This window comes from Acinetobacter sp. YH12145 (genome assembly GCF_013418335.1).
In the GTDB taxonomy this organism is placed as follows: domain Bacteria; phylum Pseudomonadota; class Gammaproteobacteria; order Pseudomonadales; family Moraxellaceae; genus Acinetobacter; species Acinetobacter amyesii.
The window spans coordinates 87999-105654 of record NZ_VPCE01000012.1; the positions used below are offsets into that span (position 1 = coordinate 87999).

Genomic DNA, 17656 nt, shown 5'->3' on the forward strand with positions numbered 1-17656 from the left:
GCAAGATGTTAAACCCACTGCAAGGAAAAATAAATTGCCATAAAGCCCAGCTAGTCAGAGATTTGTTCTATTTTCTTTAAATATTGGCAGATTTTGCAACTTATGACTTCAGATTGAAACAATGGAAAGCCATGTGATCCAGAAACCAATTCAGTCTCCAAAAACTTTACAGCTAAATTACGCAGTAAGCGTTCAACTTTGTAACTAACTAAAAAATCTTGCTTAGCAAACAAATGGTATTGATGACCAGTGTAATTTTTCAAGATACTGACATTATTAAGCTTCTCCAAACAGTTCAATCCTGCTCGAAGCACATCTAAATTTTGTGCTTGAATCAAACTTTGCAAGGTGATGAAATCTTGCTTGCTGCTATCAGTGCCCTGACAAACCATATAACCAAACTTTTTTAGGGTCGAAATTGCATCCTGCTCGAAAGATTGTTTGAAGCTTTGAAAACTGACTTGATCCATCGCAGCAGGCCACTGTTCATCAGCCACAAAACTTGGATTTGAGCCTAATGTGATCAGCACTCTCTGTTGTTGATATTTTTTTTGAATTTCATCTACCAAAATCGTCGCCAATTGACCACCAAGTGACCAGCCAATAATCACATCAAATTGCTGCGCCAATTCAACTTTCTGTTCGAGCACTGCTAGATTTAAGGCATCAAAAATATTCCATAATTCGACCTGATAACCTTGTGTGATCAATGCCTGCTGTAAAGGAGCAAGTAATTTACGACCGCCGCCCCAGCCAGTAATAAGTAAAATATGTTGATTCAATACAAACTCTAAAATTAAACGATTCCACATAGTATAAAAGTTCAAAGCACGTTTGATAGTGGCATTTCAGCACAACAACCGATTTGCCAAAAGACATTCGCAATCGACTTTGATAAATATAAAATCAGCCTGCCTACAGTGCTTTAAAATTTGCTAAGATCAGATAAAGAACGATATAAACTGATGCTCTATGAAAGTTTCTTCATTGCTAAAAATCTGTTTCATGACATGTGCTTTAATAGCAACTACCCAAATCACAGTTGCCGAAACATCAATACTCAGCACCAGTCAAAACAAACAAAAACAATGGGTAGGCACACCCGCACCCAACTTTAAATTGCAAGATCAAAATGGAAAATGGCACGAACTGAAGCAATATCAAGGGAAATGGCTCGTTCTGTACTTTTACCCTAAAGACAACTCACCCGGTTGTACAGAAGAAGCCAATCAATTTAAAACCCTATATCCACAATTTTTAAAAAGTAATGCGGTTGTTTTGGGCGCAAGCTTAGATGATGTTGCATCACATCAAAAGTTCTCTAAAGCACTACAACTTCCCTTTCCAATTCTTGCCGACCAACAGCACAAGCTGGCGACACAGCTAGGTATTGTACGAAACTTAGGGATTTTGAAAGTTGCCAAACGTGAAACCTTTCTCATTGATCCGAAAGGCTTTATTGTTTATCACTATACCAGCGTGAATGCACAGACACACGCGGCGAAGGTCCTGACAGATATTAAAAAACTACAACAATAGTTTTCATGGTCCAATAAAAAACCCAGCAGAAGCTGGGTTTATTTTGATATTTTTTAAATTACATTTGAGACTGAATATAATTTGGTAGGCCAATAAGTTCGATCAAACGCATTTGCTTTTCAAGCCAGTAGGTATGATCTTCTTCAGTATCTGACATTTGCTGACGGAGCATATCACGGGTCACATAGTCACCCTTTTCTTCACACAATTTTACGCCTTGAGCAAGTTTCTCACGAACATGATATTCAAGCGCCAAATCCGCTTTTAAACAGGTCACGACGTCTGTACCGACTTCAATATCATCACGATTCATATTCGGCGTACCTTCAAGGAACAATACACGACGAATCAATGCATCTGCATGTGAGCCTTCTTCTTGGCTTTCATGATCGATACGTTCAAAGATTTTACTTAAGCCCCAATCTTCATACATACGGGAATGAATTAAGTATTGATCACGAGCAGCCAGTTCGCCACCGATCAGCATATTTAAGTAGTCTACGACTTCTGGATTGCCACGCATTTTCTTCACTCCATACCCTTTTCAAATATTATGGACAAATTTCAAAATGAATGCAAAATATAATTTTTGTAAGTTTATGATTTATATAAAATTTAAATGATAAACATACGCATTTGCAGTTCAATTCCGCGTATTTTTCACATATAAAAGAAGCCCTTGCAGAAAATTTAAGGCATTTAGAACACGAAATAATCAAAAATCGCTGGATGCTGTTTTTTGTAACAATTAACAATGCGTCTTGTTTAGCAAAAATATCTCCAGATTGATTCAACACACTGAGCTTATCGCTATGGGAAACTTTATATTGATACCCTATGCATTGCAGTCAAGAGCAAGGTGAACATTTCCAAATAAGACAGGTTTAAGCTGAAGTCCAACGTGCATTCTTCCATGCTTGCTGCTGCTTTGAATCTAAAAAAGTCCAAGCGACAAAACGGCTTTCTTTTTGTCCCTGTGTCATTTTAATCGTTTTTACATCCACTGCACCGCTCTTCGCTATGGCTTTTAAGAGCACAGGCAATGTTATTTTCTTGGAAACCAGCGTACTAAACCAAAGACATTGTTCAGCAAACTGGATGCTCTCTTGTACCATTTGGCAGACAAATCGCTCTTCGCCGCCATCACACCAGAGTTCGTTCTTTTGACCGCCAAAGTTTAATACCACCTTGCTCCGATCAACTGGCTTGCCCAGTTTTCTTAATTTTTGCGTTGCTGTCGCGTTGGCTTCATCTTGCGAGGCATGAAATGGTGGATTACACATGGTCAAATCAAAACGATCTGAAGGTTTAATCACACCATTAAAAATATTGCTCGCTTTTTTTTGCAATCGAATCTGAATGCCTTTACGCAGATTCGGATTTGCCTCCACAATAAATTGAGCACTTTTAACCGATGCAGCATGTATGTCTGAGCCTACAAATTTCCAGCCATAGCTGCGATGACCAATGATCGGATAAATACAGTTCGCGCCCACCCCAATATCTAAGACTTGAACGTTGTGTCCTGTTGGAATCTGCCCTTCTTTGTTGGCACTCAACAAGTCAGCCAAATAGTGAATATAGTCAGCCCTGCCCGGAATAGGCGGGCAAAGAAAATCTTTGGGAATATCCCAATATTGAATGGCATAAAAATGCTTAAGCAATGCTTTATTGAGCATTTTCACAGCGTGTGGATCAGAAAAATCTACCGATAAATCATTATATTTATTTGGGCTGACAAAAGGTGCAAGTTCCGGACAGCTCTGTATTAACTGAGGAAAATCGTAACGACTGCGATGCAGATTTCGTGCATGTAATTCCGATTTTTGCTGCGGAAAAGATTTCTTTGCTTGCGCCATGTGTATGCCAATATTCAACGGGAGAACAGAATCATCTGATAAGGCAGGATCAATACCTGCAAATTAGTCAATATTGTACGTGAATTTAACCATCAATGACGCCCCAATCCTTTTATTTGTCTATCTGCAAATCAATAACCACTTGCACATCTATGCTAATTTAATCTGGACATTTTTGGTTGCAATAGCATTTAATCTCATTAAACAAAACTGCGAAACATTGATTAAATAATAGCCAAATAACATGAGAAATCAAAAAAAGTCCACTCGGTGATGATTGGGCTTTTTATACAAGTATAAGATATTGATTTATATGAAATAAAAAATAGAATTTCGTATAAAGTGTATTATGTTGATTTTAGAAATACTAATCAGACGCTTTAGTTAAATCAAAAAGGATTTTTTCATCGTCTTCAGAAAAAATTACTGATACAACTCTATAAATCTCTGTCTTAAGACCTTTAAACTCAAAAGGAATAATTTCATCATAACAGATATCAAAAGAGGGTAATTTATGGGATGAAATCCTAATTATCTTATCTAAATATTCGATTGTTATCTGAGTACTTTTAGCTAATTTATGCAGAAAGTCTTTTTCGATGAAAAAGCCATTTACTACAAAACGAGCTTTTGTTCCTTGAGAATCAATTGAATAAGCTTTAGCAAAAGCAGTATTCATCTGAAATTCAGCTGGGCTATATAAGTAATTCTGTTTTAACATTTTTTCTGTAAATGGACTAATTTTTTCAGCATTGTAATAAGACATAGAGTACCCAGTTTTTTCATTATGTGAGTATTGGATTCTTTCTCCGCCAGCTACCACTGTTCTAACACCTAATCCATATTTCTTTGTAATAATCAAGAGATGATAATGAGCAATAAGTAGTTCCTCTATATATTTCGAAATTAGGATTCCATCTGTATGTTCTAAATTAGTTAAATCAACTGTTTTAGCAACCCCATCATTTATAATAAGAGTAGTTTCAAATGGAAATGGTGGTACACCTACCCAAAATGGATCAGATAACCTCAAATAGACAGAACTTAATAATTTTAATAAATTCTGATTTTGTAGTTCTATAAGACTCCAACCAGCTTTTTCTAATTGAGATCCAAAACCACATATATCAATCCAAGCAGCCACACAGGGTTGTGGGGTCAAATTATTACTTTGGGCATTCTCATGCCATTCCATAGTTTTTTTAAATTCTGGATGATCATATGGGTTTTTCATTGGATTATCATTTGTAGGTTTCATAACAATTGAAATAAAAAATCATGTGGGCATAGTATGATGTATTTGTTTGAAAAATAATTAAATAGCCATCCAAAAGAAATTCCCATTTAACATAATGGCTGTTATACGAAATAAAAAACCAAGACCTAAGATTTAGGCTTTAAATTAAAGCGCACAAGTTAGATATGACTCTTTGTCCATTTTTCTGTGAGATTTTGCATCCATACTCATAAGAATATACATCTATCCAACATTCATCCCATATTTACGTTTTTAAGATCAATAAAAAAGTTCTTTTACAGCATTCTCTGCTGAATTTAGTGCGCATTAAACCCAATCATCAACATATATTTTTTCAAATCAATCAAAGACAAAACTAAATATTCTCAATATGATAAAAAAATGCGTCTATTAAAGTTGAAGAATATGAATAGCAAGACAACAAGACAGATACTCGTCACAGGCGCGACAGGCTATATTGCCAGTTGGGTCATTAAAAACTTACTTGAATTAGGGCACACGGTACATGCCACAGTTCGTGATCTGAATAAAACATCAGGATTTGCACATCTCGAAAAAATTGCAGCTGAAACAACTGGCGCTTTAAAACTGTTTCAAGCCAATTTATTGGATGAGGGTGCATTTGATTCAGCCATGCAAGGTTGTGACATTGTGATCCATATGGCATCCCCTTTTGTTGTGACCAACTATAAAAACGCAATAAAAGACATTATTGAGCCGGCTATTTTAGGCACTGAAAATGTACTCAACAGTGTCAATAAAACAGAATCTGTACAACGTGTTGTCGTGACTTCAAGCATCGCATCAACCTATGGTGATGCCATTGATATTCTACAGACCGAGCATAATGAATTTGATGAATCGCATTGGAATACCTCCAGTTCAGAAACTCATCAGCCTTATCCATATTCAAAAGTGATGGCTGAGCGCAAAGCGTGGGAAATGCAAAAAGCACAAAACCGTTGGGATCTGGTCTGTATTAATCCAGCACTGGTCATGGGGCCATCTTTAACAGCGTCAACACAGTCAGGAAGCGTTGAAGTTCTACAACAGTTTGCCAATGGTATGACTTTGGCCGGTGTTCCACCAATGTGGAATGGTATCGTCGATGTCCGTGATGTCGCCGAAGCGCACGTACAAGCAGCATTAAACCCTAAAGCATCAGGTCGTTATATCATTAGCGGTGGTACTTTAAGTTTATTAGAAATGGGGAAAATATTACGCTCGCATTTTGGTAATAAATTTCCTTTTCCACGTAATACCTTACCGAAGTTTGCCTTTAAAGCATTTGGCCCTCTTGCAGGTTTCCCACGAAAGTTTGTTGAACTGAATATGGGTTACCCAATTTACTTTAATGCTGAAAAAAGTAAAAAAGAATTGGGCATTGAGTACCGAAATATTCAACAAAGTGTTGTTGAACATTTCCAACAACTCCTCGATGACGGTGTGGTGAGGCAATATATTCCGTAAATCATTCATTTGCAAAAAAGCCACCTTGAATAGGTGGCTTTTTATATTAAAAAAACTAATCTAACTTAGAAATCAAAAGTCACGCCGACTTTATAGGTACGTGGACCACCCACTAAGGCATAACCTGAGTTGAATGTACCTTCCCAATATTTCTCATCAGTCACGTTATCAACATTGGCTAAGAATGTAGTATTTACACCACCCAAATTGGTTTTATAACGCGCACCTAAATCTAAGATTGTATAGTCTGGTAGTTTAAGACTATTAGTTTCATTTAAATATTGTTCACTCACATAATTTGCACGCGCATTCACATTTAAACCATCTACATAAGGTACCGCATAATCTAAGCCAAGCGTTGCGGTAAAGTCAGGAATACCATATACCGTATTGCCTTGATTAGTTACACCATTTTTCACCGCTGCTTTGGTATATTCCGCATCGATATAAGCCAAACTACCCATCAGATTTAGACCTGTATAAATCTCTCCTGAAAATGCCCATTCCACGCCACGTGAACTTGTTTCTGCATCATCTGTGGTAATTTGATTGATTGTACTATTGGGTTGACCATCAGAATATGAAGATACCATGGTCGATGGTTTTTCAATTTGATAAAGGGCAAATGTATTCAACCAAGAACCTGCTTGATATTTTGCACCCAATTCATATTGTTTGGTTTGGAATGGCGCAAAGGTGACATTATTGTTGGCATCTGCAACGTTATTCACCGTTATACCTTCAGAAAGACCTTCAACATAGTTTGCATAAATAGAAAGATTCTCACCAAATGGTTTAACCACAACACCTAAGCTTGGCGAAATTTTATCATCTTGATAGCCAGTCTTTCTTTGTAAATTCTTGGTATCGATATCCTGATAGCGTGCACCAACAATCAGCTGCAATTTATCATTTAACATTGAAATCTGATCAGATACCGTATAGCTGGTATATTTATTATCTAAATTCGGTTTAACCATTGGGTACGCTGAAGGCATCCCTACAGTCGTGTTAGGAGCATACAAATTGGTTGACTCAATATTCTCTTGCGTCGCTTTCACATGCTGATCTGTTTCTTTGGTCAAGTAGTCAGCTCTTACATTTAAGGCATGTTTTACAGCACCTGTATTAAACTTATATTGGAAACCTGTATTGGCTGATGTAATCGACTCAGATGACCCTGTACGATAGTACTGTGAAGTAGCATGACCATCAGCTTGCCCTACGATAAGACGCGTACCAAAAATATGTCCGCTATAGGCCTTTTCAATATGCCCTACACCCGCATACACATTTAAATCAGGCGTGAATGCATATTCACCACTTAATCCTACAAACTCACTATCTGTATGACCTTCTAAATTACTAAAATAATTGGTATCGCCTTTAGGCGCATCCAGCACGCCATTATAGATATGACCATGTGCGTCTTTCACGCCGAACGCGACCATTGCAGGTGACCCACCATTACGATCATCACGTACCGCAAAAGCATCAAAATTAAGTTTTAACTTATCCGTTGTATAGTCTGCAGCAATTGCACCTGATGCATGTTTATCTTCCATGCCTTCAATAATGTGCTCACCTTGACCATAAGCACCATTCACACGTAGACCAAATTCTTTTTCAGCACCAAAACGTCGCGAAACGTCAAAACCTGATTGGTAAAAACCACCTTCTTCCATTGAAGCTGAAACTTGAGTTTTTTCTTTATCTGCACGCTTAGTTTTAGCGATGACCACACCACCGACCCCACCAGCAGGCGACATACCTGCAACCAAGGCATTCGGGCCTTTTAAAACCGTTACCGAATCTAGAAATTCAGTCGGTACGCGTCCATAAGGCGCCATACCGTACATACCATTGAGTGCAATGTCATCGTGATTGATGTCAAAGCCACGAATATTAAAGTTTTCGTTTATATGACCTTGGTTGGTGGTAATACGGATACTCGCATCATTTTTTAAAACTTCACCAACTGTCCTAGCCTGCTGTTCTTCAATTAACTTTTCACTATATGCAGCAACGCTAAAAGGCGTATCAACAATTTTTTTATTTCCCAGTGCACCAAGGTCTGTCTGCGCTTTCAATTTTCCATTTGCAAGCTGCTTTTCGGCTGGTACCTCAACTTCAATCGTTTCAAGCACGGTTCGCTCTGCTGCATTTACTACTGCAGATGTGCCCACCCCTAAGATCGCGATTGAAATCGCACGGACTAAATGAGTTTTTGGAAAATTGATCATTGTTGAACGCTTAATTTGTTTGAATAAGAATCATTATTATATTTAGAATAATTCTTAACTGTATCATGAATCTCGATGATAATATTTTTTTAATGAAAAATATAAATATTCATTTTTTATAAATTGTAGATAAGACAAATGTAAATAATTGTTTATTATTAATTTTATAAAAAATAAAAACACAAACTGTGCATGTTAAATTAAAGTTCTCAGGCAAACAAATGATTAATTAATATACAAATAGTTTGAATTATTACATGGTTAATTGCCACATGAATAGATAAATCCTTTTACATCCAACGATTATTTAAAAGTAAATAACGCTTTTGCGTTAGTGCCTTTTAGCCAAATTTAAATCTCCTTTTTTAAATTTTTAACAAAAAAAAGCGACTCAAAAGAGCCGCTTTTTTCTAACCGAAGTTAAACTCAAATTATTGAGCTTGACCAGGTTGAGCCACTACAGTACGGCTACCAGAAATCGTAGCGAATACGCGACGGTTCATAGCACGGCCTTCTTTAGTGTTGTTGTCAGCGATCGGTTGATCCCACGCGAAACCTTGAGTAGATAAACGAGCTGGGTCAACGTTGTATTCGTTAACAAGTGAAGATTTAACAGAGTTAGCACGAGCTAGTGATAAACGTTCGTTTAGAGCACGTGGACCAGTGTTATCTGTGTGACCTTCGATGTTAGCTGTAGCATTAGGGTATTCACCTAATTTTTCAGCAACTTTAGCGATTTCAGGTTTGTATTGATCTTTGATGTTAGATTTGTTTGTATCAAAGAACACACGAAGTTCCATGTTAAGATCTTCAGTCAACTCTTGAGGAGCTGGAGCAACTGGAGCAACTGGAGCTACAGGAGCAACTTCAACTACAGGAGCAGCAGGTTTCAAGTGACCGCCAAGAACTACGTTAAGACCAGCTAAAGCTGTGTAGTTCCAGAAATCTTCATCGATGTTGTAAGTAGCACGAGCTTCAGTACGTAGAGATAAAGCATCGTTTAAGCGCCAGAAAGCACCTAGACCAGCATTACCCAAAGTACCTTCTTCAGTAGTACCACGGTCAGCACCTAAACCACGAGCAGCAGCTTCGTCAAATTTGTATTTGTAGTGACCAGCACCTAACAATACATATGGCTTAACTTTGCTGTCATAGTTTTTAGTGATCAAATCAGAAGTAGCATAGAAGTTACCGTTGATTTGAGTTTGTTTGTACTCACCCCAATCAGTATCCACATCGCCTTTAACTTGGTTGTATTCAGCTTCGAAACCTAACCATGGAGTTAATTCAACACCAAGTGCTGCACCAACAAACAAGTCGTCTTGTAGCTCAGGACTTTCAGTTAAGTTGTCGCGGCCGTTGTTGTGTTCAGAATCTTGGAAAGTGTAACCAAGCATTAATGGAGTAACAGTTACGCCTGCGTTTGCAGCTGCTAAAGGAGCAGCTACGAGCATTGCTAATGCAATACGACTCATTTTCATGGATTTATCCTCCAGAGATAACAATTGTTGTTCAAGCTCAAGCCGAAAAATTGGCTATCCTGAGATAGGCTTTCTTATACCCCAGTTTTTTTTTTAAGCTATTCACGCTGAATCATACAAACACTTTTTTCTTTTTCCAAGTGCTTGATTAATCTAATCAAGTAAATTATTGACAAAATTACTTACAATTTCCGTTGTAATTCGGTAAATTTTTACTCAATTTTGAGCAGTGAATCGCCTATTGTCACTTGCTATTTTCATTTTAACAGCTTTATCTAAAATTGAGTAATAAAATTCTATACTCAAAATTAATATCGCCATTAAAAACACATATAACATTAGACATATAAAAATAATATTAAATTTTGTATTAAATCAATGCTTTACAATAAAGAAACCGGCTTTACGTTATTTGAACTTTTGGTCTCAATTGCGATTATGGTCATTATCGTGACGATAGCTTTACCACATTTCAACAATTTAATGGCGCAGCGAGAAGCGAATAACATCAAATTGACTATTCAGAATCACAATGCATTCGCACGGGCTCAGGCCACTATTTATCATTCCAATATTGTGATTTGTCCTAGTCTTAACTTTAAACTTTGCCAACCTAACAACTGGAACAGTGGTCTGATCATATTTATTGACAGTAATAAAAACCGTCAAGTCGACGCAAATGAAAAAATATTGCTGCAAGATAAACTCAATTTAAAATATGGCGATCTGTCTTGGCGTGGGACTTTACACATTCCGAGCCTAACCTTTCAGGCTAGCTCCGGTTTACCCAATGGTTCAAATGGTAGTTTCTACTACTGTTCGAAATCAACGCTTCAACCGATCCGAGCAGTCTTAAGTCGAATGGGACATTTACGATTTGAAAACCCAATCAGTTGCTAATTTGAGAACCGGTGAGTCCAAAGCAGCCTTTTAAATTTGCTTTATTCCTGTTCAATTTTACTTATACTGCTGACGTATTCAAAAATTAATGTATAAGAAAATGGAGACATGTAATGACTGATATCGTCATCGTGAATGGTGCCCGTACAGCAATGGGTGGTTTTCAAGGGAGTTTAGCCGCTGTCACTGCACCAGAATTAGGCGCAGTTACGATTAAAGCAGCCATCGAACGCGCGGGTTTACAACCGACAGATGTTGAAGAAGTCATTATGGGCTGTGTGCTTCCGGCTGGTCTGAAACAAGGTCCTGCCCGTCAAGCGATGCGTAAAGCCGGTCTTCCAGATTCAACTGGTGCCGTAACCATCAACAAGCTGTGTGGTTCAGGTATGAAGGCCGTGATGCAAGCGGCAGATATGATTAAGGCAGGTTCGGCTCAAGTCGTGGTTGCAGGTGGTATGGAGTCAATGACCAATGCCCCTTATGTTTTGACCAAAGCACGAGCTGGCTACCGTATGGGCCACGGTGACGTTAAAGATCATATGTTCTTAGATGGCCTAGAAGATGCAGAAACGGGCCGACTCATGGGGGCTTTTGCTCAGGATATGGCAAACACAAAAGGCTATACACGTGAACAAATGGATGACTTCGCCATTCGCTCGCTTAAACGTGCGCAAACTGCAATTACTGAGGGATATTTTGCTGACGAAATCGTGCCTGTCACTGTTTCGAGTCGTAAAGGCGATGTGATTATCGATAAAGACGAACAGCCTTTTAACGCTAATATCGAAAAAATTCCAACGCTGCGCCCTGCTTTTGCTAAAGATGGAACGATTACCGCTGCCAATGCAAGTTCTATTTCTGATGGTGCATCTGCTTTAGTTTTAACTTCAGCAGATCAAGCTTCAGCAAAAGGTTTAAATCCGCTCGCAAAAATTGTGGCTTATGCATCAAATTCACAACATCCATCCGAGTTTACCATTGCACCTGTAGGCGCAATTCAAAAAGTTCTAGATAAATCGGGTTGGAATGTTGCTGATGTAGATTTATGGGAAATCAATGAAGCCTTTGCGATGGTCACGATGTGCCCTATTGATGAATTTAAATTAGATGCTGAAAAAGTAAATATCAATGGTGGTGCTTGTGCGCTTGGACATCCAGTTGGTTCTACAGGTTCACGCATTATATTAACGCTGATCCATGCATTAAAACGGACAGGTGGTAAACGCGGTATTGCAGCACTGTGTATTGGTGGCGGTGAAGCGACTGCTGTGGCGATTGAATTGCTTTAATCCTCTGCTGACTCCCTTCACAAAGGGCGATTTAGAGGGAATATTCTTTAATCCTCCCCTAACCCCTCCTTTAATAAAGGAGGGAGACTGAAAATCCCTCTGTAAGAGGGATTTTTTATGCTTACATTTTAGACATAAATTGTTCACATACAGCTCAGCCAAGGCTCTTAAAATAAATGTCGACATAATAAAAATGGATGACCACCATGCAGCTCAATCACTACTTGAATTTTCAAGGCAATACCGAAGCAGCCTTTAATTTTTATCGCTCTGTACTTGGTGGAGAATTCCTCAATGTGATGCGTTATGGTGATATGCCTGATGAGGAGGGCATTTCACTATCCGATACAGATCGGCAAAAGATTATGCATATTTCCCTGTCGATCAATGAATTTACCGTGCTGATGGCCTCAGATGTCAACGAACAATTCTGTGCGCAATCCAATCAACCCTTTACCTTAGGCAGCAATCATTATATTTCGATTAATTTAGACAGTAGTGAACAAGCTGAAGCCAAACGACTGTTTGATGCATTGTCCAAAGGCGGCTCTATAGAAATGCCTCTCGAAAAGACCTTTTGGGGTGCGCTGTATGGCGCATTTACCGATCAGTTTGGTATTAAATGGATGGTCAATTGCCAACTTAAAAATGAATAATCACTCATTAAAAGTATTTTGATCAATAAAAAAGCCTCCGAATGGAGGCTTTTTTATTGATCAAGGCACTTAAGCACCAGTTTGATAATGCGCTTGCGGCACTGCAGTTGAAGCTTGATATGGATTGGTAAAATCACCTAAACCAGCAGCAGCTTCAGCAATATCTTTACCTTCTTTCACTACAAAAGTATCGAAACCTGAACGCTTCATGTAGTTCAACACATCTTTGAATACATCACCTGTTGCACGTAGCTCGCCTTGAAAACCTTGGCGACGTAACAATGCAGCAAATGAATAGCCACGACCATCGTTAAAACCAGCAAACTCGATAAAGATTGCATCTAACTGATCAAGCGGGAATTCATTGGTTTCAGGTGAAGCATCAACCGTGACGAAAAGTGCTTTTTTACCAGTTACATTCGCAAGTTGATCTAACTGCTCAACTGTTAAAACCACGTCACCTTGTGGCAACACACCATCTTCACCAATGACTTGGTAAGTATTGTCTGCAATCGAGCCATCTTTAGAGAGGACTTGTAGTGCTGTATTAAGCATATGCACGCTCCTTAAATGGTTGGATGCCAACACGGCGGTAAGTATCAATAAACTCTTCGCCTTCTGCACGAAGGTCTAGATAAGTATTTAAGATTTCTTCGATGATGTCTGGTACAACTTCGGCTGCAAATGATGGGCCTAAGATGTCACCAATCGATGCATCATGGTCGGCATTACCACCCAAAGTGATTTGATAGAACTCAGCACCCTTTTTGTCTACACCTAAGATACCGATGTTACCCACATGGTGGTGACCACACGCATTCATACAACCAGAGATGTTCAGATCCAATTTACCTAAATTGTAAATGGTATCTAAGTCATCAAAACGACGAGAGATCGCTTCAGAAATTGGAATCGATTTCGCATTTGCCAATGAACAGAAATCACCACCTGGGCAGCAAATGATGTCGGTTAAGAACCCAATATGCGCACGTGCAAGATTGTGTTGATCAAGGATTTTCCATAGATCAAACAAATCTTTTTGCGGTACATCCACAAGCGCAATGTTTTGCTCATGTGTGGTACGGAACTCACCAAAGGTATATTTGTCAGCCAAGTCAGCAATCAGGTTCATTTCTTCAACAGTCATATCGCCCGGTGCAATACCCGCACGTTTCAAAGAAATCGTAACGATGCGGTAACCTTTGACTTTATGTGCATTGGTGTTGATGTTGAACCATTGTTTAAATTTCGGCTCTGCGGCAAATTGCTCTGCAAAATCTTCATCCGCATAATCTTGGTAATCAAATGGTGTGAAGTTCTCATCCATTTTCGCCAAGGTATCAGCATCAATTTTTAAAGTTTTGATGGTATGTGCAAATTCAGCTTCCACTTTCTCTGCAAATACTTCTGGTGTTAATGCTTTCACCAAAATTTTGATACGTGCTTTATATTTGTTATCACGACGACCGTGTAAGTTGTATACACGAAGTACCGCTTCTAAATAAGCAATCAAATCTTCACGTGGCAAGAAGTCACGAATAAAGCTACCAATCACTGGTGTACGGCCTAAACCACCACCAACTTTGATTTTATAGCCAATCTCGCCTGCTTCATTTTTCACGATATACACACCGATATCATGGAAAGACGTTGCCGCACGATCAGTTTCTTCCAGTGCTGAAACTGCAATCTTGAACTTACGTGGCAAGAAAGCGAATTCTGGGTGGAAAGTTGACCATTGACGAATCAATTCACACGTTGGGCGTGGGTCAGCAATTTCACCCGCAACCACACCTGCATATTGGTCAGTAGTTGTGTTACGAATACAGTTACCCGAAGTTTGAATCGCATGCATTTGAACAGATGCGAGCTCTTGTAACATATCAGGCACATTTTCTAGTGCAGGCCAGTTAAACTGAATGTTTTGACGAGTAGATACGTGCGCATAACCACGGTCATAGTCCTGAGCCAATGACGCAATTTTACGTAATTGTTTAGAATTCATCAGGCCATAAGGTACTGCAATACGTAGCATCGGTGCATAACGCTGTACATAAAGGCCGTTTTGAAGACGCAGTGGACGGTATTCATCTTCCGTCAATTTACCTGCTAAATAACGTTCCGTTTGATCACGGAACTGTGCAACACGTTCATTAACCAGTTGCTGGTCAAAATCAGTATATAAATACATGGCGTACAGCTAGTAATTTCTATTATAACAATGCACAGCATAACGAGATTTTATCTATCAAGAAAATGCGTTTTTTACATATTTAATAGCGATTTTATTGATAAGACTGTCGCAATTTCACTGATATAGCGGATTCCGGTCATTTACTTTTTATTTATTAATATATTGAATTATTTCTCCATTACTTAGCATAAATTTACATAAAGAATTTAAGCCAATAAAAAGCCCGATAAATCGGGCTTTTTATTTAGCGATGTAAAATCACTTATTTTTTATCTGGTAAAGCATACGCAACAAGGTAATCACCAAGTTTTGTACCAAATGAACCATGACCACCAGCCATGATCACAACATATTGTTTACCATTTGCTTCATAAGTCATTGGAGTCGCTTGACCACCTGCTGGTAGACGACCTTCCCACAAAGTATCACCATTCGTTACATTGATTGCACGGATATAGTTATCTTGTGTTGCGCCTACAAACATGACATTACCAGCAGTCGAGATTGATCCACCAAGACCCGGTACACCAATTTTCACAGCAGGTAATTGGAACAATTTCGGTAAACTGTCACGAATTGTACCAATACGTTTTTTCCAGACCACTTCATGTGTATTTAAATCTACACCCGCAGTAAAGCCCCATGAAGGTTGTTTACAAGGTAAGCCAAGTGGTGACAAGAATGCTTTGATTTCCACCCCATAAGGTACGCCATACATCGGTTGCACGCCTTGTTCAGTACCCGCACCTTTCGCAGTTTGCTCACGGTTTGGATCTGTAGGAATCAACTTAGTGACAAATGGCAAGCCAATTGGGTTCATCACAGCAACTTGACGGTCTTGGTTCACCGACATACCACCCCATTCGAATACCCCAAGGTTACCAGGGAATACCAATGTGCCATTTTCAGATGGTGGTGTATAAATACCGTCGTAGTTTAATGATTTGAAATACACACGACACATCAACTGGTCAAACATAGTGGCACCCCACATTTGTTTATCAGTCAATTTATCTTTTGGTGCTAAATCAAAATCAGAGAACGGTTGAGTTGCAGAATAATGCTCACCTTTAGTTTGTGGACCACGTTTTACAGTTTGTGGAACCGCTTTTTCAGTGATTGGCACAATCGCTTTACCGGTACGACGGTCAAGGACGAATGCATTACCTGTTTTGGTTAAGACATAGATCGCAGGAACAGTATTACCTGATTTATCTTTGATATCTGCCAATGAAGGTTGTGATGGTACATCCATATCCCACAAATCATGATGCGTGGTTTGGAAATTCCAAATTAATTTACCTGTTGATGCATTTAATGCCAACATTGAGTTTGCATAGCGTTCATCTAATGGCGTACGGTGACCACCAAAAATGTCTGGTGTGCCTACACCTGTTGGCACATAAACGATGTCAAGTTTTTCGTCATATGCTAAAGGTGCCCATGCATTCGGTGAGGCTACAGAGTATTTTTGACCTTCGCCTGGCATGGCATTTGGATCTTCCGCCCCTGTATCAAAGATCCACAATAATTCACCGGTATTGACATCATAACCACGGATGACACCAGATGGCTCTTTAGTCGAGAAGTTATCGGTAGTTGAACCGCCAATCACAATGGTTGTGCCAGTAACCACTGGAGGTGAAGTTGGGATATAACCACCCGGATACGGATAAGGCATATCTTTTTGTAGATCGACTTCGCCGTTATGACCAAAATCACTACATGCTTTACCTGTGTCAGCATTGACTGCAACCAAACGACCATCATTTACAGGCAAGATCACTTTGCGCGGACATTCAGTTGAAGTCGAGCGTTTGTTCTCTAAGCTTTTTGCAAACTGAGTGGTATTTGCTGCGTCAAAATAAGACACACCACGACATGTTAAATGTTGATAGGTATTGTCCGCTTTAAGTTTAGGATCGAATGCCCATTTTTGTTTACCTGTCGCAGGATCAAGTGCAATTAAACGTTGGTGAGTTGTACACATAAACATGTCATTGCCGACTTTAATCGGAGTGACTTGGTTTGTGGTTTCACCTGAGTCATTTTCTGTTGGTAACTCACCTGTACGGAAAGTCCATGCTACTTCTAAATCTTTAACGTTGTCGCTATTGATTTGGGTGAGTGGAGAATAACGTACACCTCCTTGTGTACGACCATAGGCAGGCCAATCTTCAGGAGCAATACCCTCAATCGCTTTGGCTGTTTGAGGTTGTGCATTTTTAATCTCACCGTGAATTTCTTGCGGATCATTAAAAATTGAATAGATCATCACGATAATCGCAATCACCAGTGTGCCTGATAATGTAATTTTCGCAGTTTTGCCATTTTCCATACCGCGTGTCACGGCAGGAATCAGTAACCAAAGGCCCAATAAGCCTAAAATATCAAAACGCGGTGCAAGTGCCCAAAAGTCAGAACCTGCCTCCCAAAGTCCCCAAATCACTGTACCCAGCATCAACGCTGCATAAATGTATAAAGAACTGTTTTGAATTTTTCTTAAGTATATTGCTGAAGCCAGCATTAACAGGCCGGCGATAATGTAGTACCAAGAACCGCCAAGGACTGCCAGCCAGATACCACCAATCAATAGAACTAAGGCGAAAATTGCCATCACAACGACGGTAAATGTTCGCATCCCAGTTCCAGTAGATGGGTTGCTCATGTTGACCACCTCTATTGTCGAATGTTGTATTTGGTGCGTGAAACACATTCAACACACCACCGTTTTTATGTCGCAAAGAGAAGTTGTTACAAAAACAAT

General features: G+C 39.1%; 14 protein-coding genes. 5 read left to right on the forward strand and 9 right to left on the reverse strand.

What is annotated here, in order from left to right; all coding sequences use genetic code 11:
* Positions 1 to 50 precede the first annotated feature (50 nt).
* Positions 51 to 812, reverse strand: a complete 762-nt coding sequence (locus FTU80_RS12580) for a hydrolase (RefSeq protein WP_180085396.1) — start codon at positions 810 to 812, stop codon at positions 51 to 53.
* Positions 813 to 1005: 193 nt separating this feature from the next.
* Between FTU80_RS12580 and FTU80_RS12585 the strand changes: the two genes are divergently transcribed.
* Positions 1006 to 1539, forward strand: coding sequence for a peroxiredoxin (locus FTU80_RS12585; RefSeq protein WP_373685224.1), 534 nt, complete (start codon positions 1006 to 1008; stop codon positions 1537 to 1539).
* A 58-nt stretch (positions 1540 to 1597) separates the two neighbouring features.
* On the opposite strand, the gene bfr is transcribed toward FTU80_RS12585, so the two are convergent.
* The 3 genes from bfr to FTU80_RS12600 all read right to left on the reverse strand — a co-directional run bounded on the left by bfr (position 1598) and on the right by FTU80_RS12600 (position 4632).
* Positions 1598 to 2062, reverse strand: a complete 465-nt coding sequence (bfr, locus tag FTU80_RS12590) for a bacterioferritin (protein WP_067762676.1) — start codon at positions 2060 to 2062, stop codon at positions 1598 to 1600.
* A gap of 361 nt (positions 2063 to 2423) precedes the next feature.
* Positions 2424 to 3398 carry a 23S rRNA (adenine(1618)-N(6))-methyltransferase RlmF gene (gene rlmF / locus FTU80_RS12595; RefSeq protein ID WP_180085400.1) on the reverse strand — a complete coding sequence of 325 codons (975 nt, stop codon included), beginning with the start codon at positions 3396 to 3398 and terminating at the stop codon, positions 2424 to 2426.
* A 367-nt stretch (positions 3399 to 3765) separates the two neighbouring features.
* Positions 3766 to 4632: a hypothetical protein gene (locus FTU80_RS12600; protein WP_180085402.1), complete on the reverse strand. Its 867-nt coding sequence runs from the start codon at positions 4630 to 4632 to the stop codon at positions 3766 to 3768.
* A 429-nt stretch (positions 4633 to 5061) separates the two neighbouring features.
* Here FTU80_RS12600 and FTU80_RS12605 point away from each other — a divergent pair, with 429 nt between their 5' ends.
* Complete coding sequence (locus tag FTU80_RS12605; protein ID WP_249733321.1) at positions 5062 to 6126, forward strand: aldehyde reductase; 1065 nt, start codon at positions 5062 to 5064, stop codon at positions 6124 to 6126.
* Positions 6127 to 6191: 65 nt separating this feature from the next.
* Here the strand turns inward: FTU80_RS12605 and FTU80_RS12610 are convergent, their stop codons facing one another.
* On the reverse strand, positions 6192 to 8369 hold the full coding sequence (locus tag FTU80_RS12610) for a TonB-dependent siderophore receptor (RefSeq protein ID WP_180085407.1): 2178 nt from the start codon (positions 8367 to 8369) through the stop codon (positions 6192 to 6194).
* 431 nt (positions 8370 to 8800) lie between these two features.
* A complete protein-coding gene (gene omp38 / locus FTU80_RS12615; protein ID WP_180085409.1) occupies positions 8801 to 9850 on the reverse strand; it encodes an outer membrane protein Omp38 in 1050 nt (349 codons plus the stop codon).
* 378 nt (positions 9851 to 10228) lie between these two features.
* Between omp38 and FTU80_RS12620 the strand changes: the two genes are divergently transcribed.
* The 3 genes from FTU80_RS12620 (at position 10229) to FTU80_RS12630 (ending at position 12695) form a co-directional block, all read left to right on the forward strand.
* On the forward strand, positions 10229 to 10750 hold the full coding sequence (locus FTU80_RS12620) for a GspH/FimT family pseudopilin (RefSeq protein WP_180085411.1): 522 nt from the start codon (positions 10229 to 10231) through the stop codon (positions 10748 to 10750).
* Between the two features lie 113 nt (positions 10751 to 10863).
* Entirely contained in the window at positions 10864 to 12039 is a 1176-nt protein-coding gene (locus tag FTU80_RS12625) for a thiolase family protein (protein WP_180085413.1), read from the forward strand.
* A 206-nt stretch (positions 12040 to 12245) separates the two neighbouring features.
* Positions 12246 to 12695 (forward strand): VOC family protein, encoded by a 450-nt coding sequence (locus FTU80_RS12630; protein ID WP_180085415.1) that lies wholly within the window; start codon positions 12246 to 12248, stop codon positions 12693 to 12695.
* A 69-nt stretch (positions 12696 to 12764) separates the two neighbouring features.
* On the opposite strand, the gene FTU80_RS12635 is transcribed toward FTU80_RS12630, so the two are convergent.
* The 3 genes from FTU80_RS12635 to FTU80_RS12645 form a co-directional block, all read right to left on the reverse strand.
* On the reverse strand, positions 12765 to 13250 hold the full coding sequence (locus FTU80_RS12635) for a DUF934 domain-containing protein (protein WP_180085417.1): 486 nt from the start codon (positions 13248 to 13250) through the stop codon (positions 12765 to 12767).
* Positions 13243 to 14886, reverse strand: a complete 1644-nt coding sequence (locus tag FTU80_RS12640) for a nitrite/sulfite reductase (RefSeq protein WP_078190090.1) — start codon at positions 14884 to 14886, stop codon at positions 13243 to 13245. The genes FTU80_RS12635 and FTU80_RS12640 overlap by 8 nt, the downstream gene beginning before the upstream one ends.
* Before the next feature lie 265 nt (positions 14887 to 15151).
* Positions 15152 to 17557 (reverse strand): glucose/quinate/shikimate family membrane-bound PQQ-dependent dehydrogenase, encoded by a 2406-nt coding sequence (locus FTU80_RS12645; protein ID WP_180085419.1) that lies wholly within the window; start codon positions 17555 to 17557, stop codon positions 15152 to 15154.
* Between the last annotated feature and the right edge of the window lie 99 nt (positions 17558 to 17656).